Raw genomic sequence first — 23,269 nt, 5'->3', positions numbered from 1 at the left:
TTCCGTCAGTTCGGCGGTCACCGTTCCTTCGTCAGTCCTCCGGGGGGCCGAGTGGGTTGTGGATCGGGGACGGGGGCCAGGGCGGGGTCTGGTAGGGGCGGTGGAAGGTGTGGGTGCCCGCGCCGATCTCGAACGGCTCCTCGCCGACGGGGAGTTGGACGTCCGCCCGGGTGTTGGGCGGGACCCGGACGTCGACCACGAGGGTGTCGCCGTCGATCCGCCACCCCACCTCCGCGCGGCCGTACGGCGTCTCGTGGGCGGCCTTCGCGAAGGTGAGGTCGCCGCCGGGGACGGGCGCGATCCGCAGCCGGCGCCAGCCGGGTTCGGCGGCCTCAAGACCCGCGACCCTGCGGTGCAGCCAGTCGGCGACGGCACCGAGGGCGTAGTGGTTGAACGACGTCATCTCCCCGGGGTTGATGGTCCCGTCGGGCAGCATCGAGTCCCAGCGCTCCCAGACCGTCGTCGCCCCCATGGTCACCGGGTACAGCCAGGACGGGCACCTCTGCTCGACGAGCATCCGGTGGGCGAGCTGCGGCTCACCGGCCGCGCACAACGCGTCGCAGATCAACGGCGTCCCCGTGAACCCGGTCGCGATGCGGAAGCCCGCCTTGCGCACGATGACCGCCAACCGGCGTGCCGCGCCCCGCCGTTGACGCTCGGTCGGCAGCAGCGCGAAGCAGACGGCGAGGGCGTACGCGGTCTGGGCGTCGCTCGCCAGCAGCCCACCCGGCGTGACGAACTCCTCGGCGAACGTGCCCCGCAGCGCCCGCGCCAGCTCCTCGTACCGGACGGCGTCCTCCTTCTGCCCGAGCAGCCGTGCCGTCTCGGCCATCACGTCGGCCGTGCGGACCGCGTAGGCGTTGGCGACGAGGTCACCGTCGGTGCGGGCGGCACCGGGGTCGTCGGCCGGGGCGGCCGGGTCGAGCCAGTCCCCGAGCTGGAAGGACTGGCGCCACACCGCACCGCCGTTCGAGGTGAAGTCGGCCACCGCCTCGGCCCACGCCCGCATGCTCGGGTACTGGGCGCGCAGCACGCCGAGGTCGCCGTAGCGCCGGTACAGGGTCCAGGGCAGCAGGACGGCGACGTCGTTCCAGACCGCCTGCGGCTGCGAGAACGTCTCGGGGAGCACGTCAGGGACCACCAACGGCGGTACACCGGAGGGCCGTTCGAGCTGTTCGGCGGCGAGGTCGCGCAGCCAGCCGCCGAGCATGCCGGAGGTGTCGTAGAGGAAGGAGGCGGTGGGGGCGAAGACCTGGATGTCGCCGGTCCAGCCGAGGCGTTCGTCGCGCTGGGGGCAGTCGGTGGGGACGTCGAGGAAGTTGCCGCGCATGCCCCACACGACGTTCTCGTGCAGTTTGTTCACCTGGTCGTGCGAGCACGCGAACCATCCGGTGCGGGCCAGGTCGGTGTGGAGGACGACGGCTTTGATGTCGGCCGGGTCGAGGGCGCCGGGCCAGTTGTCGACCTCGGCGTAGCGGAACCCGTGGAAGGTGAAGCGCGGTTCGTAGGTCTCCACGCCGTCCCCGGCGAGGGTGTAGCGGTCGGTGGCGGCGGCCAACCGCAGGGGGCGCACGCCGAGTTCGCCGTGTTCCAGGACTTCGGCGTGGCGCAGGGTGACGGTGTGCCCGGCCGGGCCCGAGACGCGGATGCGCAGCCGGCCGACCAGGTTCTGGCCGAAGTCGACGACCGTCCTCCCGGTGGGAGTGGTGAGGATCTCGACGGGGTCGAGCGTCTGCGTGCGGCGCACGGGCGGGCCGGTCGGACCGACCAACTCGGCCCCGGGCGCTGGCAGTTCGGTGACGGGCGACCAGTCGGCGATGGGGTGTCCCGGCGCGGACCAGCCGGGGCGTGCGCGGCGCGCGTCGTACACCTCACCGTCGTAGATCCCGGAGGTCAGGACGGCTCCGGTCGCGGTGCGCCAGGTGCCGTCCGTGCCGAGGGTGGTGACGCCGCCGTCAGGGTGGGTGACCTCCAACTGGGCCAGGAGGGCGCGCTGTTGGCCGTAGTGGTCGCGTCGGCCGCCGTTGAAGCCGAGGCGGCCGGTGTACCAGCCCTCGCCGAGGAGGGCGCCGATCGCGTTGTCGCCCTCGCGCAGCAGGCCGGTCACGTCGAAGGTCTGGTAGCGCAGCCGGTGCCGGTAGGAGGTCCAGCCGGGGGCGAGGACATGGTCACCGACGCGGACGCCGTTGATCTCGGCCTCGTAGACGCCGTACGCGGTGATGTACAACCGGGCCCTGGCGATGGGCCCGTCGAGCGTGAAGTCGCGGCGCAGGAGGGCTGTCGGGAGCGGCCCTTCGGACGTCTCGCGGTCGGGGGTGACCGGGCGGGCCGTCCACTCGGAACGGCTGAGCAGCCCCGTCTCGACCCGGGTGAGCGGCGACCAGGCGGACGGCTCGGGGCCCGCGCCCCACACCTGGACCCGGACGTCGGCGCGGTCCCGGGAGCCGAGCGGGTCGCCCGGCCAGGCCACCAGCACGGAGTCGGTGCCCTCGACCCGCCCGGTGTCGGTGCGGACGGTGCCGTCGGCGGCGGTGATCTCGATCCGGTAGGCCTGTTGGGTCCAGTCGGGGGTGTCCGTCTCGGTGCGCCAGCTCAGCCGGGGCCGCGACTCGCCGATGCCGAGGGGCTCGCGGTGGTGTTCCAGGACGGGAGCGGTGACGTTCACGTGATCACTTTCTGCCGGAGGGACAGGCCGAGGGATGAGAGGAAAGGGCTCTCTGGATAAGGGAGTTGACGGTTGGTCAGATCGCTTCCTTCGTCAGGATCGGTGCGGGCGCGACCGGCTCATGGGCTCCCTGGGGTGCGATGCGGCGCACGATCCACACGCCGATGGTCCCGGAGACCGCGACGCAGGCCGTGGTGATCCAGAGGACCGCCGCGCCGTCGGCCTCCATCAGGGCCGGGGTGGCGAGACCGGCGAGGCCGCACAGGGCGCGGCTGGCGCCGTAGGTCAACCCCTGGGTGGTGGCGCGGAGTTGCTCGGGGAAGGCCTCCTGGGACCAGACCTTGTAGGTGGCCTCGCCGGAGAACTGGTTGACGACGTTGTTCAGCAGCAGGAAGAAGACCATCGCCGCGATGACGGCCCCGCCGGTGACGGCGGCCACGGCGAAGGCCAGCACCTGGAGCGGGGCGCAGACGTAGAAGAGACGGTCCCGCCAGGGCGAGTCGGCGAGGCGGACGAAGGCCAGCGAGCAGACGAGGCCGACGGGCAGCGCGGCCAGGCCGAGTCCGGTGGCCAGGGTCTGGGAGGCGCCGCTGACGGTGGTGAGGAAGTACGTGCCGTACTGGCCCATGGTGTTGGCGGCGAGGTTCCAGGACAGATAGAAACCGCCGGTCGCCAGGAGCGGGACGAGGATCGGCCGCGCGGCGAGGCTGCGCAGCGCCCGCGCGTCGATGCCCTCGGCCCCGCCGCCCCGTTCCGCCGCCTCCGCCACCGGGGAGAGGGTGAGGCGGCTGCGGAGCACCCAACTGGCCAGGGCGACGACGGTGAGGTGGCCGAAGAGGAGTTGGGCGGAGAGATGGCCGAGCGTGGAGGTGCCGAAGCCGATCAGGATCGTGACGGTGATGCCGGCCATCCACAGGGTCTGCGTCGCGCCGATCAGCCGGCCGCGCACCGCGCGCGGGGAGTGCTCGGAGACCATGGCGAGCGAGGTGGGCAGGTCCGCGCCGGCCGCGAGTCCGCCGACGATCAGGCCGGCGAACAGCACCGCGCTGTTCGGGGCGAGGACGACCAGGGCGGCGCCGAGGGCGAGGACGAGGATGTCGATGCCGTACACGCGCCGGCGTCCGAACCGGTCGGCGAGCCGCCCGCCGATCAGGGAACCCGCGGCGATGGAGAAGGTCAGGGCCGCGCTGAGCGCGCCGAGGCCCCAGGGCGAGAGGTCGAAGCGGGTCTGCCACGCGGACAGGGAGAGTCCGCAGGAGACGATGATGCCGGAGTCCAGATAGGAGGCCATGCCGGACAGGGCGGCCAGGCGCCACTGGGCGCGGGTCACGGGGGGCTTGTGGGGCCCGCTGGAGATGGCGTCGTTGCTCATCGAGGCGGCCTTTCGGAGGGAACATCCAGGGACGGAGAGCGGGGAGGCGGTCAGTCCTGACACGAGTCACCCATGTCCGAAACATCGATGAAACGTTTCACGGCATGGTGGGACGCAGGCGACCGGCCGTCAAGGGGTCGCGGAGCAAATACCTGCCCCTTTCCGGCCGAACCGGCCGACCAGCCGAGTGATCGTTCCGGCCGGATCGCGTCAGCGGCCTTGACGGGCCCCAGGCGCCCGGATAGCTTCCCTGAAACGATTCAACACCGTTCCGTCACCGTTCCCTCGGCACCGGCGCCCCGGCCTCGTGGCCCCGCCGTGGCCTGCGACATTCAGGGGTGGTCATGCCAGACCCGTCCGCCGTGTACTCGGCCCTCGCGACCCAGCAGATCGAGACCCCCTCGTGGGGCTACGGCAACTCAGGTACGCGCTTCAAGGTGTTCGCCCAGGAGGGGGTCCCGCGTGATCCGTGGGAGAAGCTGGCGGACGCGGCGAAGGTGCACGAGTTCACCGGGGTGGCGCCGACGGTCGCCCTGCACATCCCGTGGGACAAGGTCGACGACTACGCCAAGCTCGCCTCGTTCGCGCGGGAGCACGGCATCGGGCTCGGCACCATCAACGCGAACACCTTCCAGGAGGACGCGTACCGGCTGGGCAGCGTCTGTCATCCGGAAGCGGCGGTGCGTCGCAAGGCGGTCGACCATCTGCTGGAGTGCGTCGACATCATGGACGCCACCGGCTCGAAGGACCTCAAGCTGTGGTTCGCCGACGGCACCAACTACCCCGGCCAGGACGACCTTCGGGAACGACAGGACCGGCTGGCCGAGGGACTCGCCGAGGTCTACGAGCGCCTCGGCGACGACCAGCGCCTGCTCCTGGAGTACAAGCTCTTCGAGCCCGCCTTCTACTCCACCGACGTGCCCGACTGGGGCACCGCCTACGCCCACTGCCTCAAGCTCGGCGACAAGGCACAGGTCGTCGTCGACACCGGGCACCACGCACCCGGCACCAACATCGAGTTCATCGTCGCGACCCTGCTCCGGGAGGGGAAGCTCGGCGCGTTCGACTTCAACTCCCGCTTCTACGCCGACGACGACCTGATGGCCGGGGCCGCCGACCCCTTCCAACTCTTCCGGATCATGTACGAAGTCGTCCGGGGCGGCGGGTTCACCTCCGACATCGCCTTCATGCTCGACCAGTGCCACAACATCGAGGCCAAGATCCCCGCGATCATCCGCTCCGTGATGAACGTCCAGGAGGCCACCGCCAAAGCCCTGTTGGTCGACCGGGAGGCGCTCGCCCTCGCGCAGCGTTCCGGTGAGGTGCTCGACGCCAACGCCGTGCTGATGGACGCCTACAACACCGATGTCCGGCCACTGCTCGCCGCCGTTCGTACCGGAATGGGTCTCGACCCGGACCCGGTCGGCGCCTACCGTCGCTCCGGCTGGCAGGAGCATCTCGCCGCCAGCCGGGTCGGCGGCACCCAGGCCGGCTGGGGAGCCTGACCCGTCCATCCCGCTCACCCGCACCGCCCCGACGACGCAAGGAAGAGACCGAACCATGGCACCCCACCCGGCAGCCGCCGCCCTCCTGGCCCGTTCCCACCGGCTCGGCGCTGACCCCCGCAACACCAACTTCGCGGGCGGCAACACCTCCGCGAAGGGCACCGACACCGACCCCGCGACCGGCGACGAGGTCGAGCTGATGTGGGTGAAGGGGTCGGGTGGCGACCTCGGCACGCTCACCGAGGGCGGGCTCGCCGCGCTGCGGATCGACCGGCTGCGCGGCCTCAAGGCCGTCTACCCGGGGGTGGAGCGCGAGGACGAGATGGTCGCCGCGTTCGACTACTGCCTGCACGGCAAGGGCGGCGCGGCTCCCTCCATCGACACGGCGATGCACGGTCTGGTCGACGCGGCCCATGTCGACCATCTGCACCCGGACTCGGGCATCGCGCTGGCCTGCGCGGCCGACGGCGAGAAGCTCACCGCCGCGTGTTTCGGCGACACCGTGGCCTGGGTGCCGTGGCGGCGGCCCGGCTTCCAACTCGGCCTGGACATCGCGGCGGTGAAGGCGGCCAACCCGCAGGCCATCGGCTGTGTGCTGGGCGGTCACGGGATCACCGCCTGGGGTGACACCTCCGAGGAGTGCGAGCGCAACTCGCTGCACCTCATCCGCACCGCCGAGGAGTTCCTCGTCGCACGCGGGAAGGCGGAGCCGTTCGGGCCGGTGCTGGAGGGGTACGCGGCGCTGCCCGAGGCCCGGCGGCGGGAGCGGGCGGCGGCGCTCGCGCCCTATGTGCGGGCCCTCGCCTCTCAGGACCGGCCGCAGGTCGGGCACTTCACGGACACCGACGTCGTCCTCGACTTCCTGGCCCGGGCCGAGCACCCGAGGCTCGCCGCCCTGGGCACCTCCTGCCCGGACCACTTCCTGCGCACCAAGGTGCGTCCGCTGGTCCTCGACCTCCCGCCGACCGCGCCCCTCGACGAGGCGATCAGCCGCCTCAAGGAACTGCACGCCGCCTACCGCGAGGAGTACGCCGCCTATTACGCGCGGCACGCGGAGCCCGACTCCCCCGCGATGCGCGGCGCCGATCCGGCGATCGTGCTGGTGCCCGGCGTCGGCATGTTCTCCTACGGCAAGGACAAGCAGACCGCCCGGGTGGCCGGCGAGTTCTATGTCAACGCCATCCAGGTGATGCGGGGCGCCGAGGCGGTGTCGACGTACGCGCCGATCGAGGAGTCGGAGAAGTTCCGCATCGAGTACTGGGCGCTGGAGGAGGCCAAGCTCCAACGGCAGCCCCGGCCGCGGCCGTTGGCGACGCGGGTGGCGCTGGTGACCGGCGCGGGCAGCGGGATCGGGAAGGCCATCGCGCGGCGGCTGGTCGACGAGGGCGCGTGTGTCGTGGTCGCCGACGTGGACGCGGCGGGCGCGGCGGCCGTGGCCGAGGAGTTGGGCGGCGCGGACCGGGCCGTCGCGGTGACCGTGGACGTGACGTCGGAGGAGCAGATCGGTGCGGCGTTCCGGGCGGCGGTGCTCGCCTTCGGCGGGGTCGACCTGGTCGTCAACAACGCCGGTATCTCCATCTCCAAGCCCCTGTTGGAGACGTCGGCCCGGGACTGGGACCTCCAGCACGACATCATGGCCCGGGGTTCGTTCCTCGTCTCGCGTGAGGCGGCCCGGGTGATGATCGCGCAGGGGCTGGGCGGTGACGTCGTCTACATCGCGTCGAAGAACGCCGTGTTCGCCGGCCCGAACAACATCGCGTACTCCGCGACCAAGGCCGACCAGGCCCACCAAGTCCGGCTGCTGGCAGCCGAGTTGGGCGAGCATGGCATTCGGGTCAACGGCGTCAACCCGGACGCCGTGGTGCGGGGTTCCGGGATCTTCGCGGGCGGCTGGGGCGCGCAGCGGGCGGCCGTCTACGGGGTGCCGGAGGAGAAGCTCGGCGCGTTCTACGCCCAGCGGACGATCCTCAAGCGGGAGGTGCTGCCGGAGCATGTGGCCAACGCCGTCTTCGCGTTGACCGGCGGCGATCTGACCCACACCACGGGGCTGCACGTCCCGGTCGACGCCGGCGTCGCCGCCGCCTTCCTGCGGTGAGCGCGGGCATGGAGGCGTTCGCGGCGGTCGATCTGGGCGCGTCCAGCGGGCGGGTCATGGTGGGCCGCGTCGGCCGGGACCGGCTGGAGATGACGGAGGTCCACCGGTTTCCCAACCGGCCGGTGCGGGTGCCGGAGGGGCTGCGCTGGGACCTGCTCGCGCTGTACGGGGGTGTCCTGGACGGGCTCAGGGCGGCCGGCCCTGTGGCGTCGGTCGGCATCGACAGCTGGGCCGTGGACTACGGGCTGCTGGACGCGGACGGCGCCCTGCTGGGCAACCCGGTGCACTATCGCGACGCCCGCACCCAGGGCGTCGCGGAGAAGGTGTGGGCGACCGTGCCGGCGGCCGAGCTGTACGCGGCGACGGGGTCGCAGGACACGCCGATCAGCACCCTGTACCAGTTGACGTCCGCCGCCGGTACCGCTCAACTCGCCCACGCACGGCGCCTGTTGCTCGTTCCCGATCTGCTCACGTACTGGCTCACCGGTACGCAGGGCACCGAGCTGACCAACGCGTCGACGACCCAGCTGATCGATCCGCGTACCCGGGACTGGGCGTACGGGGTCGCCGAACGGCTGGGCATCGACCTCGGGTTGTTCGCGCCGCTGCGGCAACCCGGCGATCCTGCCGGGGTGTTGACGCCGGAGGTGTTGGAGGAGACGGGGCTCGCGGGGCCGGTGCCGGTGACCGCGGTCGCCTCGCACGACACGGCGTCCGCGGTGGCCGCCGTTCCGGCGACGGGTGAGCGGTTCGCGTACATCTCGTCCGGGACCTGGTCGCTGGTCGGGCTTGAGCTGGACGCGCCGGTGTTGAGCGAGGAGAGCAGGGCCGCCAACTTCACCAATGAGCTGGGGCTCGACGGGACGGTGCGGTATCTGCGCAATCTCATGGGGCTGTGGTTGCTCCAGGAGTCCGTGCGGGCCTGGGGTGACCCCGACCTGGGCGCGTTGCTGCTGGACGCCGCGAAGGTGCCGGGACTGCGGTCCGTGGTGGACGCGGGTGACGCGGGGTTTCTTGCGCCGGGGCGGATGCCGGAGCGGATCGCTGAGGCGTGTCGGGTGGGGGGGCAGCCTGTGCCGGTCACGCCCGCTGAGGTGACGCGGTGCGTTCTTGATTCGTTGGCGCTCGCGCACGGTGAGGCTGTGCTGGAGGCTCAGCGGCTGGCCGATCGGGCTGTGGACGTCGTCCACATGGTGGGGGGTGGGACGCGGAACGCGTTGTTGTGTCAGCTGACGGCTGATGCTTGTGGGGTGCCTGTGGTGGCGGGGCCTGCGGAGGCTGCGGCGTTGGGGAATGTGCTGATGCAAGGTCGCGGGCGCGGGCTGGTGGGGGATCTTGTGGGGATGCGGCGGTTGTTGGTGCGGACGCAGGCGTTGACTCGGTACGAGCCTCGGGGGGATGTCGGGCCCTGGCGGGCCGCGCGGGGTCGTCTCGGGGCGTCGCCCCGTGGGCCCCGGTAGGTTGTCGGGCGGCTGCGGCGCGGTGGGGTTGGCAGGGTTGTCGGGCGGCTGCGGCGCCGTTGTGGCTGGTCGCGCAGTTCCCCGCGCCCCTTGGCGGCGTTGCCTGGCCGTGGGTTGCAGGCTCGGGCCCTGCTGGTCTCGCCCCCTTCAACGGCGTTGCCGGGCTGTGGGCTGCAAGCTCGGCCCCTGCTAGTCGCGGCCGCGCGGCGGAGCCGCAAATCGATACAGTCCCGCGCCCCTTGGCGGCGTTGCCCGGCCGTGGGCTGCAAGTTCGGCGCCTGCTGGGCGCGGCCGCGTGGCGGAGTCGTAGGTCGATGCAGCCCCGCGCCCCTTAGCGGCGTTGCCCGGCCGTGGGGTGCGAGTTCGGCGCCTGCTGGGTGTGGTCGGGGGGTGGGGACGTAGGGGGATGTAGTGGTGCGGCCCTTAGCGTGGTGGGGGGCTATTACTCTGGGTGTTGGTGGGGGTGGGGGGTGTTAGGGGTCCGATGAATGTTGGGAGGAGTCGTGATGCGTGTCGCGCTGTTTTTGACCTGTGTCAACGACACGCTCTATCCGGATACCGGGCGTGCCGTGGTGAATCTGCTGACCAGGCTGGGGGTTGAGGTCGACTTTCCGATGGGGCAGACCTGTTGCGGGCAGGCGCACTACAACACCGGGTACCGGCATGAGGCGGAGCCGCTCGCGCGGCATTTCTCCGATGTATTCGGGGGGTACGAGGCGATCGTGACGCCGTCCGGGTCGTGCGGGGCGATGGTGCGGGAGCTGTATCCGCGGCTGGGGGAACGGGCCCGGGCGGAGGGGCGGGGGGAGAGCCTCGCGGCGACGTTGGCGCCGGTGGTGGCGAAGACGTTCGAGCTGACGGAGTTCCTGGTGGACGTCCTCGGGGTGACGGACGTCGGGGCGTACTACCCGCACCGGGTGACCTATCACCCGACCTGTCACGGGCTGCGGAGTCTGGGGCTCGGTGACCGGCCCCGGCAGCTCCTTGAGGCGGTGAAGGGGCTGGAGTTGACGGAGTTGCCGGGGGCGGAGGAGTGCTGCGGGTTCGGCGGCACGTTCGCGCTGAAGAACCCGGACGTGTCGGCGGCGATGGGCGCGGACAAGGTGCGCAACGCCGAGTCGACCGGCGCGCAGGTGCTGTGCGCGGCCGACAACTCCTGTCTGATGCACATCGGTGGCACGATGACCCGGCTCGGCACGGGGATGCGGCCGGTGCACATCGCGGAGATCCTGGCGAGCACGGAGGAGGAGCCGGCGGTATGAGCGGAACGTTCGTGGGCATGCCGGCGTTCCCGGAGGCGGCGCGCGCGGCCGTGGCCGACGCCACGCTGCGCGGCAATCTCCGGCACGCCACGCACACCATCCGCGCCAAGCGGGCAGGGGCCGTCGCGGAGGTGTCCGACTGGGCCGAGCTGCGGGAGGCCGGCAAGCGCATCAAGGACCACACGCTGCGTCATCTCGACCGCTATCTCGTGCAGTTGGAGGAGTCGGTGACGGCGGCGGGCGGCACCGTGCACTGGGCGGCGGACGCCGAGGAGGCCAACCGGATCGTGTGCCGGCTGGTCGCGGAGACCGGCGCGTCGGAGGTCGTCAAGGTCAAGTCGATGGCCACGCAGGAGATCGGTCTCAACGAAGCCCTCGAAGCGGAGGGCGTGCACGCCTACGAGACCGATCTCGCCGAGCTGATCGTGCAGTTGGGCAAGGACCGCCCCTCGCACATCCTGGTCCCGGCCATCCATCGCAACCGGGGTGAGATCCGGGACATCTTCCGCCGGGAGATGAGCGAGTGGGGCCGCCCCGCCCCCGAGGGCCTCACCGACACCCCCGCCGAACTCGCCGAGGCGGCCCGCCTGCATCTGCGGGAGAAGTTCCTGCGGGCCAGGGTCGGCGTCTCCGGCGCCAACTTCATGATCGCCGAGACCGGCACCCTGGTCGTCGTCGAGTCCGAGGGCAACGGACGGATGTGCCTGACCCTGCCCGAGACGCTGATCTCGGTCGTCGGCATCGAGAAGATCCTGCCGACCTGGCGGGACCTGGAGGTGTTCCTCCAGACCCTGCCGCGCTCCTCGACCGCCGAGCGCATGAACCCGTACACCAGCATGTGGACGGGGACCACCGACGAGGACGGCCCGCGCACCTTCCACCTGGTGCTGCTGGACAACGGCCGCACCGACACCCTCGCCGACGATGTCGGCCGGCAGGCGCTGCGCTGCATCCGCTGCTCGGCCTGTCTGAACGTCTGCCCGGTGTACGAACGGGCCGGCGGCCACGCCTACGGGTCGGTCTACCCGGGCCCGATCGGCGCCATCCTCAGCCCCCAACTCCGGGGAACCGGCAGCGAGATCGACGCCTCGTTGCCCTACGCGTCGTCGCTGTGCGGGGCCTGTTACGAGGTGTGCCCGGTCGCCATCGACATCCCCGAGGTGCTGGTGCGGCTGCGGGAGCGGGTCGTGGAGGGCGGCCCGGCCGTCCGGGACGGCAACAAGGCGGTGCTGAAACCGGCGAAGGGGCACGCGGCGGAGCGGGCGGCGATGCGGGCGTCGCGGTGGGCGTTCGCCCGCCCGGGTGTTCTGCGCACCGGGCAGCGGCTGGCCTCGCGTACCCGGGGGCTGCATCCGCGCACGCTGCCGGGTCCCGGCCGGGCGTGGAGCGCCACCCGTGATCTGCCGGCCGTTCCCGCGGAGCCGTTCCGCGACTGGTGGCAGCGCACCCACGGCGGAAAGGACGCCAAGTGAGCAGCAGAGAAAGGGTGTTGGGGCGGGTGCGGCGTGCCCTCGCGGACGTCGAGCGGGACGACACCCCGTACGAACAGGCCGTCGAGCGGCCGTATGTGCGGGAGCACGGTGGCCTGAGCCCGGCGCAGACGGTGGATCTGCTGGCGGAGAACCTCGTCGACTACCGGGCCCATGTGTACCGCTGCACCCAGGACGAACTCCCCATCGTCATCGAGTGGTTGCTCGCCGAGCGGGGGTCGCGCTCGGTGCTGGTGCCGCCGGGTCTGGACGCGGAGTGGCTGGCCGGGGCGGACGTCGAGCAGGTCACCGACCGGGCCGAGAGTACCCCGGCCGAGCTGGACCGGGTGGACAGCGTGGTCACGGGGTGCGCGGTGGCGGTCGCGGAGACCGGCACGATCGTCCTGGACGGCTCACCGGAGCAGGGACGGCGCCGGATCACCCTCGTGCCCGATCACCATGTGTGTGTGGTGCGGGTGCCAGGGCAGGTGGTCGCGTCGGTGCCGCAGGCGCTCGAACGGCTCGATCCGACCCGCCCGTTGACGTGGATCTCCGGTCCGTCGGCGACCAGTGACATCGAGCTGGACCGGGTCGAGGGGGTGCACGGCCCGCGCACCCTCGCCGTGGTCCTGGTGAGCGCGGTCAGCCATTCGCCGGACGCCGAGGGCGGCTGAGGAGCGGCGCGGTTAGCGTGAGGGGATGATCCGGTTCGAGCAGGTCACCAAGCGGTATCCGGACGGCACCCTGGCGGTGGACGACCTGGACCTCGACGTGGCCGAGGGCGAGCTGGTCACCCTCGTCGGCCCGTCCGGCTGCGGCAAGACGACGACCATGATGATGGTCAACCGGCTCATCGAACCCACCTCGGGACGGATCTACGTCGACGGCGAGGACGTCTCCACCGTCGACCCGGTCCGGCTGCGTCGCCGCATCGGGTACGTCATCCAGCAGGTCGGTCTCTTCCCGCACCGCACGATCCTCGACAACACGGCGACCGTGCCCGCGCTGCTCGGCTGGAAGCGGGCCAGGGCGCGGTCCCGGGCGGCCGAACTGCTCGACCTGGTCGGCCTGGACCCGGCGCTGTACGGTCCGCGCTATCCGGAGCAGCTCTCCGGGGGTCAGCGCCAGCGGGTGGGTGTGGCGCGGGCGCTGGCCGCCGATCCGCCGGTGCTGCTGATGGACGAGCCGTTCGGCGCGGTGGACCCGGTGGTGCGGGAGCAGTTGCAGGACGAGTTCCTGCGGATGCAGGCGGCGGTGCGCAAGACGGTGCTGCTGGTCACGCACGACATCGAGGAGGCGGTGCGGCTCGGGGACCGGATCGCCGTCTACGGGCAGGGCCGGATCGAGCAGTTCGACACCCCGGGTGCGGTCCTGGGCAGGCCCGCGACGCCGTATGTCGCCGGGTTCGTGGGGGCCGACCGGGGGCTGAAGCGGCTGTCGGTGACGGCCATCGAGGCCGGTGATCTGGAGCAGCCGCCGGTGGCCCGCCTGGACGAGGCGGCCGGGCGGGCGGCCGGGCGGCTGCGGGCCGAGGGGGCGCGCTGGGCCGTCGTTCTCGACGAGGACGGTGATCTGCACGGCTGGGTCGGCCTGGACGATCTGAGCGCGGGCGGCACGGTCGGTGACCTGGCGCACCGCATGAACGCCTGGCTGCCGGTGGGCGCCCCGCTCAAGCAGGCGTTCGGCGTGATGCTCCAGCACGACGCCGGGTGGGTCGCGGTGCTGGACCAGGCCCGCTTCCTCGGGGTGCTCACCCCGGCGAAGCTGCACGAGGCGCTGCGGCGGTCGGTGGACGCGGACGCGCAGGGAGTGGCGCGGACGCAGGTGTCGTTCGACTCGGTGTCGGACGCCTGACGCCGGACCTCAAGGGAGCGTCGGTCCCCAAGGGGGCTCGGTGCGGGGCTGGTTGGCCCGTACTCGGTCCACCTGCCTTATGTGAGTGGGCTGTTGTCAGTCCAGCAGCCCCTTCTTCTTGAGGTAGGTGTGGGCCACGTCCTGGGCCAATCGGCGCCAGCTGTCGACCTGTTGGTCCATCGAGGCGAGGTCGGCCGTGGTGAGCACGGTGTTGAGCCGGCCGAGGGCCCGGGTGACGCCGGGGGCGCCCGCGCGGGCGCGGTTGACGACGGGGACGAGGTAGTCGGCGTTCTGGAGATGCTTGTCGTCGGCGAGGAGGACCAGGCCGAAGTCGGCGAGGGTGGCGTCGGTCGTGGTGGTGAGCACCAGTTGGTCCTGACCGTTCTGCACGGCGCGCTTGGCCTGCGTGGTGCCGACGCCCTTGGGGTCGACGGCGGTGATGTCGATGCCGTAGGTCTTCTTCAACCCCGGTTCGCAGTAAGGGCGTTCGACGCACTCGTCCCCTGCGGCGAGCCGTACCTCCAGGCCCGAGCGGCCCAGGTCGCTCAGGGTCTTCAGGTGATGCCGGCGGGCGTAGGCGGCGCTGACGGCGAAGGCGTTCTGGTCGACGGCCCGGCCGGGCGGCAGGACGGTGAGGCCGCGGGGCGTGGCCAGGCGGCGCAGGGCGGTCATCGTGGCGTCGAGGTCGGGTGAGCCGACCGGGGTCGCGTGGGCGCCGTGCGTCTTGGCGTTCAGCCAGTCGGCGAAGGTGGCCGCGTATTCGGGGACGACGTCGATCTGCCCTGATTCCAGGGCGGGTTCGTACAGTTCACGGTTGGAGACGGTGAGCACGGACGTCCGGTACCCGGCGTGGTCGAGGAGCTGCGCGTACATCTGGGCGAGCAGGTCGCTCTCGGTGAACCCGGCCGAGCCGATGGTCAGCCGGTGGCTGTCGCCGGGCGGCGCGGTGACCTCGCCGCGCTGCTCCAGGGACGGCCCCGTGGAGCAGCCCGCGAGCAGCAGGACGGCGGCGCAGGCGAGGAGGAGGTGTCTCATCGCCCGGCCCTCGCCCAGCTCGGCGCCAGCCGTTCCACCGTCTCGAAGACCGCCTCGACGAGCAGCGCGAACGCGGCGACCAGCACCGCCCCGGCGACGACCTGCGGGGTGCTGGCGAGGTTGAAGCCGGCCGTGATGATCCGGCCGAGGCCGCCCCCGCCGGCCAGCGCGGCGATGGTCGCCGTCGCGACGAGCTGGACGGCGGCGATCCGCACCCCGTTCATGATCAGGGGGAGGGCGAGGGGCAGTTCGACCCGGAACAGCAGTTGCCGTCCGGTCATGCCCATGCCCCGCGCGGCCTGGACGATGCCCCGGTCGACCTCCCGCATGCCGACGTAGGCGTTGGTGAGCAGCGGCGGCACCGCGAACAGCACCAGCGCGACGACTGTGGGACCCTCGCCCCAGCTGCCGACCGGGGTCAGCAGCAGAAGCACCAGGACGGCGAACGTGGGGACCGCGCGTCCGATGTTGGAGAGGTTGACGGCGAGGGCGCCACCCTTGCCGAGGTGGCCGAGGACCAGCGCGACGGGCAGCGCGATCAGACAGCTGATGAGCAGGCAGACGACGGTGAGGACGAGGTGCTGGACGAGCCGGTGCCCGATCCCGTCGTCGCCGGACCAGTGCGCCGGGTCGGTGAGCCAGTGCCAGGCGTCGGTGAGGGTCGTCATGCGCGGGCCGCCCTGGTCCACGGGGTGAGCAGCCGTTGGACGGCGAGCAGGAGCAGGTCGGCGGCGATCGCGATGACCACGCAGAGCACGGACGCGGTCAGCACCTGCGCCTTGAAGTAGGTGCTCATCCCGGCGTAGATGAGGTTGCCGAGCCCGCCGAAGCCGACGATCGCGCCGACGGTGACCAGGGAGACGGCCGAGACGGTGGCGATGCGCAGTCCGGCCATGGCGGCGGGCAGCGCGAGGGGCAGTTCGACGGTGAGCAGGAGACGGACGGGTCCGTAGCCGAGGCCGCGCGCGGCCTGCCGGGTCTCTTCGGGGACCGCGCGCAGGCCGGCCAGGATGTTGCGGACCAGCAGGGTCAGCGAGTAGAGGACGAGCCCGGCGACGACGAGGCTCGCGGAGAGACCGTAGACCGGCAGGAGCAGCGAGAACATCGCGAGGGACGGGATCGTGTAGAGGATCGTGGTGATCGCGAGCACCGGCCCTGCCGTCACGACCCAGCGCCGGGCGAGGACCGCCAGCGGCAGGGCCAGCGCGAGCCCGATCAGCACGGAGACCGCGGTCAGCTGGAGGTGCTGGAGGACGGCGTCGAGCAGGATCTGCCGCCGACTGCTCAGATAGGCCCCGCAGATCCACTCGTTACGCGCGAGGCAGTCGTCCGGAGGCACGGTCACCGCTCCATTGGACCGACCCGGGCCGGAGTTCGGCGCGCTGGGGTGACCCGTCCGGGGGTACGGCAACGGGCCGGTCCTTCAGCTCGACCAGGGCGGCGAGGTGGGGTCAGCCCGGGCAGCCGGTGAGCAAACCGGTCGGTCTACCGGCTGGGCAGGGGGCGGCCCCCTGTGGCACAGTTGCTGAGCAAGCGCTTAGGTTGGTCGGACGTGGCCGGGGAACCGGTCCCCGGGCGGGAGGCCCCGTTGCTGTTCACATCCGTCGACGACGTCGCCGCGCGGCTCGCCGGGACCGGCTATCTGGCCTCGCCCGCCGTGGCCACGACCGTCTTCCTCGCCGACCGGCTGGGCAAGCCGCTGCTGGTGGAGGGCCCGGCCGGGGTCGGCAAGACCGAGCTGGCCAAGGCCGTCGCCGAGGTCGCCGACGCGCGGCTGATCCGGCTCCAGTGCTACGAGGGCGTCGACGAGTCGCGGGCGCTGTACGAGTGGAACCACGCCAAGCAGCTGCTGCGCATCAGCGCGGGCCGCGACGAGACGTGGGACGAGACCCGCACGGACATCTTCAGCGAGGAGTTCCTGCTCCCCCGCCCGCTGCTCACCGCGATCCGGGGCGACGACCCGAAGGTCCTGCTGATCGACGAGACCGACAAGGCGGACGTCGAGGTGGAGGGCCTGCTCCTGGAGGTGCTCAGCGACTTCCAGGTCACCGTCCCCGAACTGGGCACGGTCGCCGCGACCCGCCGCCCCTTCGTCGTCCTCACCTCGAACGCGAGCCGTGAGCTGTCCGAGGCGCTGCGACGGCGCTGCCTGTTCCTCCATATCGGCTTCCCCGACGAGGAGTTGGAGCGCCGGATCGTCCGGCTGAAGGTGCCCGGTCTGGACGACGCCCTCACCGCCTCGGTGGTCCGGGTGGTGGGCGCCCTGCGCGCCATGGACCTGCGCAAGGTGCCGTCGGTCGCGGAGACCATCGACTGGGCGCGCACGCTCCTGGCCCTGGGCGCGCGGACGGTGGACGAGACTGTCGTACGGGACACCCTGGGCGTGCTGCTCAAGCATCAGGACGACGTCCTGAAGGCGGCGGCCAAGCTCGACCTGGACGCCGTGTGACCGCCTCCGGCGTCGGCGGCCGACTGACCTCGCTGGTCGGGGCGTTGCGGGCGCACGGGATGCGGGTGGGCACCGGCGAGACGGTGGACGCGGCGCGTGCGGTGGCGGAGCTGGGGCTCGCGGACCGTGAGGTGCTGCGGGAGGGGCTGGCGGCGACCCTGCTGCACGGCGAGGCCCAACGGCCGGTGTTCGACCCGGTCTTCGACCTGTACTTCCCGAGGGGCGTGGGCGCCCCGCAGGCGGGCCCGGCCGACCGGGACGAGCTGCGGGACCGGCTGGCGGCGGCCCTCGCGGACAACGACGTCGGCGTGATGGGGCAGTTGGCGGCGGAGGCGGTGGAGGGGTTCGGCGGGTACGGGTCCTCGCCGGGGGCGGACGGCTGGTCGGCGCACCAGACGCTCGACCGGCTGCGCCCGCAGACCCTGTTCGCGCGGGTGCGGGACGAACTGCGGGCGCGGGGCCGGGGCGCCGGATTCGACGGGCGGCTGATGGAGGACGAAGTCCGGGGCCGTATCGAGGAGTTCAGGCGGCTGGTGGCGTCGGAGGCGCGGCGCCGGGTCGCTGAGCGGCGCGGCCGGGACGAGATCGCCCGGCGCGCGGTCGCCACGACGCCGGACCGGGTGGACTTCCTGTACGCCGGGAAGCTCCAACTCGCCGAGTTGCGCAGGGCCGTTCAGCCGCTGGCCCGCAAGCTCGCCACCCGGCTGGCGGCGCGCAGGCGCCGGGCCGCGCGGGGCGGCATCGATCTGCGGCGCACCCTGCGCGGTTCGCTGTCGACGGGCGGGGTGCCGATGAGGCCGGTGCTGCGCAGGCGCCGTCCGGCCCGGCCCGAACTGGTGCTGCTGTGCGATGTGTCGGGCTCGGTCTCCGGGTTCTCGGACTTCACGATGCTGCTGGTGCAGGCGCTGCACGACCAGTTCAGCAAGGTGCGGGTGTTCGCCTTCGTCAACCGGGTCGACGAGGTGACCGGCCTCCTCACGCACGGGGCGGCCGACCCGGAGGGGCTCGGTGCGCGCATCACCGCGCGGGCGACGCTGACCGGTCACCACGACAGCAGCGACTACGGCTTCGCGCTGGGCGAGTTCATGGAACGGTACGGCGCCGCCGTCGGCCCGCGCACCACGGTGTTCGTGCTGGGCGACGCCCGTACGAACGGCGCCGACCCGAACCTTCCGGCGTTGCGGCGGATCACCGAACAGGCCCGCCGTCTCTACTGGTTGAACCCGGAGCCGCGCGCCCAGTGGGGTACCGGCGACTCCGTCGCGCCCGCCTACGCGGAGGCGGCCGGGATGTACGAGTGCCGCAACGCCCGGCAGCTCGGCGCGTTGATCGCCCGCCTGCTGCCCATCTGAGCGAGCCTTCAGGCGGCGCGCTGCGGGTGCAGCACGGCCGGGTCGCCCGCGCCAGCCATCCCCTCGCCCCGAGCTACGCCGCCCCCTCCCCCAGCAGTTGGGCGAATCGCACTGCATCGATGTTCCCGCCCGAGAGGATCACGCCGATCCGGCGCGGCGGGGGGCCCGTGCGGCCGGTGAGGAGGGCGGCCAGCGGGGTGGCACCGCTCGGCTCGACGACGGTCTTCAGGCGTTCGAACGCGCAGCGCATCGCGTCCCTGATCTCGTCGTCGGAGACCAGCACGATGTCGTCGACGAGCCGCCGGTTCACCGAGAACGTCAGCTCGCCGGGCGTCTCCGCGGCCTGGCCGTCGGCGATGGTGCGGGGCACCGGGATGCTGACGCGCCGCCCCGCCGCCAGGGACCGCCGGGTGTCGTCGCCCGCCTCCGGTTCGACGCCGATCACCCGGATGCCGGGGCGCAGCCCCTTGGCGGCCGTGGCGCTTCCGGCGATCAGCCCGCCCCCGCCGACCGGCACCACCAGGGCATCCAACTCCCCCGCTTCTTCGAGCAGTTCGAGGGCGGCCGTGCCCTGTCCCGCCATCACGTGCCGGTGTTCGTAGGGCGGGATGAGGGTCAGGCCCCGTTCGGCGGCGAGGGCTTCACCGACGTCGACGCGGTTCTCGGTGTAGCGGTCGTAGGTGACGATCTCGGCGCCGTATCCGGCGGTCGCCGCGAGCTTGGAACGGGGGGTGTCCTCGGGCATCACGATGACGGCGGTGGTGCCCAGCTCCCGGGCGGACAGGGCGATGGCCTGGGCGTGGTTGCCGGAGGAGTAGGCGGCGATGCCCCGGGCGAGCTGCTCCGGGGTCAGCCGGGAGGCCGCGTTGTAGGCGCCGCGGAACTTGAAGGCGCCGACGCGCTGGAGGTTCTCGCACTTGAGGAAGACCTCGGCGCCGACGCGTTCATCGAGGGTCCGCGAGCGCAGGACGGGCGTGCGGTGCGCGACGCCTTTGATGCGGGCGGCGGCGTCCTGGATGTCGTCGAAGGTGACCGGCGGGGTGCTGATCGTCACGCGTGTCCTCCATCGGAAGCGGGGCTGCGGCTCGGGCTCCTGCTCGGAGGCCTCACTTTAGACGATGAGTCCAGCATGTAGATAGACAGTCCACTGGCCGCGTTCCCCCGGCGCGCCGGACGTGCGAGCGGGGCCGGGTGGCCGGTTTGGTCGGGGTGCCGGTTCGGATCGGGGGGACGGGGTACTCGCGCGAAAAGTCTTGCGACAGAGGTCAGTTGGGGAGGGGCCATGGGCCTGATACAGGCTGCGGTACTGGTACTGGACTGTGCGGAGCCGCTGGAACTTGCAGCTTTCTACAGCGAGTTGATCGAGGGGGAGGTGCGTCCCGAACCGGGCGGTACCCGGGTCGAGTTGATCGGCACCCAGGGCACCCGCATCACGTTCCAGCTCGATCTGAACGCCGTGGCGCCGAGTTGGCCGCGCCCCGACGACTCCCAGCAGGCTCATCTGGAGCTGCTGGCGGCACCGGAGGACCTGGACGAGGTGGAGCGCCTGATCGTCGGGCGCGGCGGGCGCCCGCTGGAGACGCGGGCCGACCACGGCCGTACCGACGACCGCCTGTACGCGGACCCGGCGGGCCACCCGTTCTCGGTGCGCAGCCCCCTCCAGGCACCGGAGCCGAACCCGAGCTGAGCCACGGACGGCCCCGCCGCCGTCCACTCCTGCGGGCCGGTCCGGGTCAGCGCACCGGGCCGCTCGTCGGGAACGCCTGGGTGCCGAGGACCAGGAGCAGTTCGAGGCGTTCGCGGGCCTCGGCGTCGGCCGGGGTGAGGACCAGGAGCAGCTGGCCCTGGTCGGGGGTGACCAGGGTCTCGCAGTCCATCAGCATGCGGCCGACCCTCGGGTGCAGAATCGTCTTGCGGTCGGCCCGCCGGACCGCCACCTCGTGCTCGGCCCACAGGCGGCGGAACTCCTCGCTCGCGGCCCGCAGGCGTTCCACGAGCCCGGCGACCGTCGCGTCCCCCGCCCGGCGCCCGGCCGCCGCCCGCAGGTCGGCCACCATCCGGCGGGTCAGCGCCTCCTGCTCGTCGGCCGGGTACAGGGTGCGGAAGACCGGGTCGGTGAACCAGCGGTACACGGCGTACCGCCGGTCGCCGGTGTACGCGGCGTGGTCCCCGGTCAGCAGGACGGAGGCCCGGTTCTGGGCCAGGATCTCGCCGAGGTCGGAGACGACGAGGGCCGGGGTGTCGCCCAGCAGGTCGAGCATCCGCACCAGACCGGCGCGGGCCAGCGCCGCGACACCGTCGGCGGGCGGGGGCTGGTGCCCGGCCAGGTGGAAGAGGTGGTCGCGTTCGTCGTCGGAGAGGCGCAGCGCCCGGGCCAGCGCGCCCAGCAGCTGGGTCGAGGGCTGGCTGCTGCGGCCCTGCTCCAGGCGGACGACGTAGTCCACCGACATCCCGGCGAGCATCGCCACCTCCTCCCTGCGCAGACCCGCGGTGCGGCGGCGGGGGCCGTCGGCGATGCCGACCTCGGCCGGGCGGATCGCCTCACGGCGGCGGCGCAGGAAGTCGGCCAGCTCGTCACGTTCCATGCCTCCATCGTGCCTCGCGGCGGGCCGGCCGATCCAGGGAGCGGCGCTCCCACGATCAACGCTCCGCTGCCCCCGGGCGCCGCACGGGGGCACGGTGGAGGCAGCACGACGATCAAGGCGACGAAGGAGAACCGTCATGCAGACACGAACCCTGGGCAGCACCGGGCCGGCCGTCTCCGCGCTGGGCCTGGGCGCGATGGGGATGTCGGACGCCTACGGGCCGACCGACCGCGCGGAGAGCATCGCCACCGTGCACGCGGCGCTGGAGGCGGGCGTCACCCTCATCGACACCGGCGACTTCTACGCCATGGGCCACAACGAACTGCTGCTCGCCGAGGCGCTGCGCGGCCGGGACCGGGACAGTTACACGCTGAGCGTGAAGTTCGGGGCGCTGCGGGGCCCCGACGGGCACTTCGGCGGGACCGACGGCCGCCCCGAGGCGGTGAAGAACTTCCTCGCCTACTCGCTGACCAGGCTCGGCACCGACCACATCGACATCTACCGGCCCGCCCGCCGCGATCCGGCGGTGCCGATCGAGGAGACGGTGGGCGCGGTCAAGGAGATGATCGACGCCGGGTACGTCCGGTATCTGGGGCTGTCCGAGGTCGACGCGGCGACGATCCGCCGGGCGCACGCGGTGCATCCGGTCGTCGACCTCCAGATCGAGTACTCGCTGATCTCCCGCGCGGTGGAGGCGGAGGTGCTGCCCACGCTGCGGGAACTGGGCATCGGCATGACCGCGTACGGCGTCCTCAGCCGGGGCCTGATCTCCGGGCACTGGTCGGCCGGGCGCCGCACGGACCTCGGTGACCTGCGGAGCTTCTCCCCGCGGTTCTCCGAGGGCAACGTGGAACACAACCTCGCCCTCGTGGAGGCGCTGCGCCGGGTCGCCGACGCCAAGGGGTGCACGGTCGCGCAGCTGGCCATCGCCTGGGTGGCGGCGCAGGGCGCGGACATCGTGCCGCTGGTGGGTGCGCGGACCCGGGAGCGGCTGGCGGAGGCGCTGCCCGCGACGGAGCTGGTGCTCGGGGCGGCCGACCTCGCCGAGATCGAGAAGGCGGTGCCCTCGGGTACGGCACGCGGCGACCGGTATCCGACGGCGTTCATGTCCGGCCTCGGTGTGGGCAACTGAGCCGAGCCTCCCGGCCGCCGGTGGGGGGTGCCGTTACCCACGTGGGGGTGAAGATCGGGGGCGGGGTGGGGTGGCGTGCCGTGGCGGACGCGCGGGGGTGGCCCGGTGCCGCAGCGGCGGCGGCCGCGACGGGCGTCAACCCTGTGCATTCGGCACATAAATGGACGTTACATCTAAGAATCACAGTGATATGGACGATCGGTAACACCATTCACGTATCGCCCCCATCTCCTTCACCTGGCGGGCAGGGTCTGCGGTGTGCGACCGACCGGCCGCACCCGCACATCGCACCGCCACCGCCCTCGGGCGGAGGTGCCGCACACGCAGGGGGATCTTTTGTCCGTTTCCACTTCCGCCACCACCCGTCGGCTGGCCGCCGCCGCACTCGCGGCCGGCGCTCTGGTCGGGGCGGCGGCACTGCCGGCGACCGCGGCCGACCACGCCGCTCCGCACCGTTCGGCCGTGGAGATCAGTGCCGTGCAGTACGACGCCCCGGGCCGGGACGACAACTCCCCGCGCTCCCTCAACCAGGAGTGGGTGGACGTCACCAACACCACGCGCGGCGCCGTGAACCTGAACGGCTGGACGCTGTCGGACAACGCCGGCCACACCTACACGTTCCACCACTACCGTCTCAACGGCCGGGCCACCGTCCGTATCCACACCGGCCGGGGTCACGACACCGCGCGCGACCTCTACCAGGACCGTCGCCGTGAGGTGCTGGACAACCGCGCCGGCACCGTGACCCTGCGCAACGACCACCGTCGCGTCGTCGCCGACTTCTCCTGGGGCCGGCACCACGGCGGCCGCCACTGAGCATGACCTCCGGCCCTGACGCGACCGGCGCGCGACGGTCGCGCGGGGCCTGAACTCGGCGGGGGGCCCCCCCCCCCCGGGGGGGGGGCCGGCGCGCCCCCCCCCCCCCCCCCCCCCCCCCCCCCCCCCCCCCAACAACCCCCCCCCCCCCCCCCCCCCCCCCCCCACACCCCCCACCAAAAACAAATGGTGGGGCCCAAACCGGCGGGGCCAACCGG

Annotated in this window: 19 protein-coding genes; 12 read left to right on the top strand and 7 right to left on the bottom strand. The window is 72.4% G+C overall.

Annotated elements, in window-relative coordinates; all coding sequences use genetic code 11:
* Nucleotides 1-31 precede the first annotated feature (31 nt).
* Nucleotides 32-2,665 carry a family 78 glycoside hydrolase catalytic domain gene (locus ACIQOU_RS11385; protein ID WP_401536132.1) on the bottom strand — a complete coding sequence of 878 codons (2,634 nt, stop codon included), beginning with the start codon at nt 2,663-2,665 and terminating at the stop codon, nt 32-34.
* Nucleotides 2,666-2,741: 76 nt separating this feature from the next.
* Nucleotides 2,742-4,037 (bottom strand): MFS transporter, encoded by a 1,296-nt coding sequence (locus ACIQOU_RS11380; protein ID WP_401536130.1) that lies wholly within the window; start codon nt 4,035-4,037, stop codon nt 2,742-2,744.
* 344 nt (nt 4,038-4,381) lie between these two features.
* On the opposite strand from ACIQOU_RS11380, the gene rhaI reads away from it, so the two are divergent.
* The 7 genes from rhaI (at nt 4,382) to ACIQOU_RS11345 (ending at nt 13,682) form a co-directional block, all read left to right on the top strand.
* Nucleotides 4,382-5,542 carry an L-rhamnose isomerase gene (gene rhaI, locus ACIQOU_RS11375; RefSeq protein WP_401536128.1) on the top strand — a complete coding sequence of 387 codons (1,161 nt, stop codon included), beginning with the start codon at nt 4,382-4,384 and terminating at the stop codon, nt 5,540-5,542.
* A 55-nt stretch (nt 5,543-5,597) separates the two neighbouring features.
* The gene (locus ACIQOU_RS11370) at nt 5,598-7,637 is read left to right on the top strand and encodes a bifunctional aldolase/short-chain dehydrogenase (RefSeq protein WP_401536126.1); all 2,040 of its coding nucleotides are present in this window, start codon (nt 5,598-5,600) and stop codon (nt 7,635-7,637) included.
* Between the two features lie 8 nt (nt 7,638-7,645).
* Nucleotides 7,646-9,097 carry a rhamnulokinase family protein gene (locus ACIQOU_RS11365; RefSeq protein ID WP_401536714.1) on the top strand — a complete coding sequence of 484 codons (1,452 nt, stop codon included), beginning with the start codon at nt 7,646-7,648 and terminating at the stop codon, nt 9,095-9,097.
* A gap of 506 nt (nt 9,098-9,603) precedes the next feature.
* On the top strand, nt 9,604-10,359 hold the full coding sequence (locus tag ACIQOU_RS11360; RefSeq protein WP_401536124.1) for a (Fe-S)-binding protein: 756 nt from the start codon (nt 9,604-9,606) through the stop codon (nt 10,357-10,359).
* On the top strand, nt 10,356-11,831 hold the full coding sequence (locus ACIQOU_RS11355; RefSeq protein ID WP_401536123.1) for a LutB/LldF family L-lactate oxidation iron-sulfur protein: 1,476 nt from the start codon (nt 10,356-10,358) through the stop codon (nt 11,829-11,831). The genes ACIQOU_RS11360 and ACIQOU_RS11355 overlap by 4 nt, the downstream gene beginning before the upstream one ends.
* Nucleotides 11,828-12,502 carry a lactate utilization protein C gene (locus ACIQOU_RS11350; RefSeq protein WP_401536121.1) on the top strand — a complete coding sequence of 225 codons (675 nt, stop codon included), beginning with the start codon at nt 11,828-11,830 and terminating at the stop codon, nt 12,500-12,502. The genes ACIQOU_RS11355 and ACIQOU_RS11350 overlap by 4 nt, the downstream gene beginning before the upstream one ends.
* A 25-nt stretch (nt 12,503-12,527) precedes the next feature.
* Complete coding sequence (locus tag ACIQOU_RS11345; RefSeq protein ID WP_401536119.1) at nt 12,528-13,682, top strand: betaine/proline/choline family ABC transporter ATP-binding protein; 1,155 nt, start codon at nt 12,528-12,530, stop codon at nt 13,680-13,682.
* A gap of 96 nt (nt 13,683-13,778) precedes the next feature.
* On the opposite strand, the gene ACIQOU_RS11340 is transcribed toward ACIQOU_RS11345, so the two are convergent.
* The 3 genes from ACIQOU_RS11340 to ACIQOU_RS11330 are packed head-to-tail and all read right to left on the bottom strand — an operon-like array spanning nt 13,779 to nt 16,062.
* Nucleotides 13,779-14,717, bottom strand: coding sequence for an ABC transporter substrate-binding protein (locus ACIQOU_RS11340; protein WP_401536117.1), 939 nt, complete (start codon nt 14,715-14,717; stop codon nt 13,779-13,781).
* Nucleotides 14,714-15,385 (bottom strand): ABC transporter permease, encoded by a 672-nt coding sequence (locus ACIQOU_RS11335; protein WP_401536116.1) that lies wholly within the window; start codon nt 15,383-15,385, stop codon nt 14,714-14,716. Before ACIQOU_RS11335 ends, ACIQOU_RS11340 begins: the two co-directional genes overlap by 4 nt.
* Entirely contained in the window at nt 15,382-16,062 is a 681-nt protein-coding gene (locus ACIQOU_RS11330; protein ID WP_401536114.1) for an ABC transporter permease, read from the bottom strand. Before ACIQOU_RS11330 ends, ACIQOU_RS11335 begins: the two co-directional genes overlap by 4 nt.
* A 246-nt stretch (nt 16,063-16,308) precedes the next feature.
* Here ACIQOU_RS11330 and ACIQOU_RS11325 point away from each other — a divergent pair, with 246 nt between their 5' ends.
* Nucleotides 16,309-17,166, top strand: a complete 858-nt coding sequence (locus ACIQOU_RS11325; RefSeq protein ID WP_401536713.1) for an AAA family ATPase — start codon at nt 16,309-16,311, stop codon at nt 17,164-17,166.
* Between the two features lie 59 nt (nt 17,167-17,225).
* The gene (locus ACIQOU_RS11320; protein WP_401536712.1) at nt 17,226-18,518 is read left to right on the top strand and encodes a VWA domain-containing protein; all 1,293 of its coding nucleotides are present in this window, start codon (nt 17,226-17,228) and stop codon (nt 18,516-18,518) included.
* Between the two features lie 73 nt (nt 18,519-18,591).
* Here the strand turns inward: ACIQOU_RS11320 and ACIQOU_RS11315 are convergent, their stop codons facing one another.
* Nucleotides 18,592-19,572 (bottom strand): threo-3-hydroxy-L-aspartate ammonia-lyase, encoded by a 981-nt coding sequence (locus tag ACIQOU_RS11315; RefSeq protein ID WP_401536113.1) that lies wholly within the window; start codon nt 19,570-19,572, stop codon nt 18,592-18,594.
* A 228-nt stretch (nt 19,573-19,800) separates the two neighbouring features.
* Between ACIQOU_RS11315 and ACIQOU_RS11310 the strand changes: the two genes are divergently transcribed.
* On the top strand, nt 19,801-20,205 hold the full coding sequence (locus ACIQOU_RS11310) for a VOC family protein (protein WP_401536111.1): 405 nt from the start codon (nt 19,801-19,803) through the stop codon (nt 20,203-20,205).
* A gap of 46 nt (nt 20,206-20,251) precedes the next feature.
* Here ACIQOU_RS11310 and ACIQOU_RS11305 read toward each other — a convergent pair whose 3' ends face one another.
* Nucleotides 20,252-21,103: a helix-turn-helix transcriptional regulator gene (locus ACIQOU_RS11305; RefSeq protein WP_401536110.1), complete on the bottom strand. Its 852-nt coding sequence runs from the start codon at nt 21,101-21,103 to the stop codon at nt 20,252-20,254.
* 136 nt (nt 21,104-21,239) lie between these two features.
* Here ACIQOU_RS11305 and ACIQOU_RS11300 point away from each other — a divergent pair, with 136 nt between their 5' ends.
* Nucleotides 21,240-22,235 (top strand): aldo/keto reductase, encoded by a 996-nt coding sequence (locus ACIQOU_RS11300; protein WP_401536109.1) that lies wholly within the window; start codon nt 21,240-21,242, stop codon nt 22,233-22,235.
* A 336-nt stretch (nt 22,236-22,571) separates the two neighbouring features.
* Nucleotides 22,572-23,051 carry a lamin tail domain-containing protein gene (locus tag ACIQOU_RS11295; RefSeq protein ID WP_401536107.1) on the top strand — a complete coding sequence of 160 codons (480 nt, stop codon included), beginning with the start codon at nt 22,572-22,574 and terminating at the stop codon, nt 23,049-23,051.
* The last annotated feature ends 218 nt before the right edge of the window (nt 23,052-23,269 follow it).

Origin of the sequence: Streptomyces sp. NPDC091279 (assembly GCF_044757465.1) — a bacterium.
Classification (GTDB): Bacteria; Actinomycetota; Actinomycetes; order Streptomycetales; family Streptomycetaceae; genus Streptomyces.
This window is presented reverse-complemented; position numbering and strand designations above follow the sequence as displayed.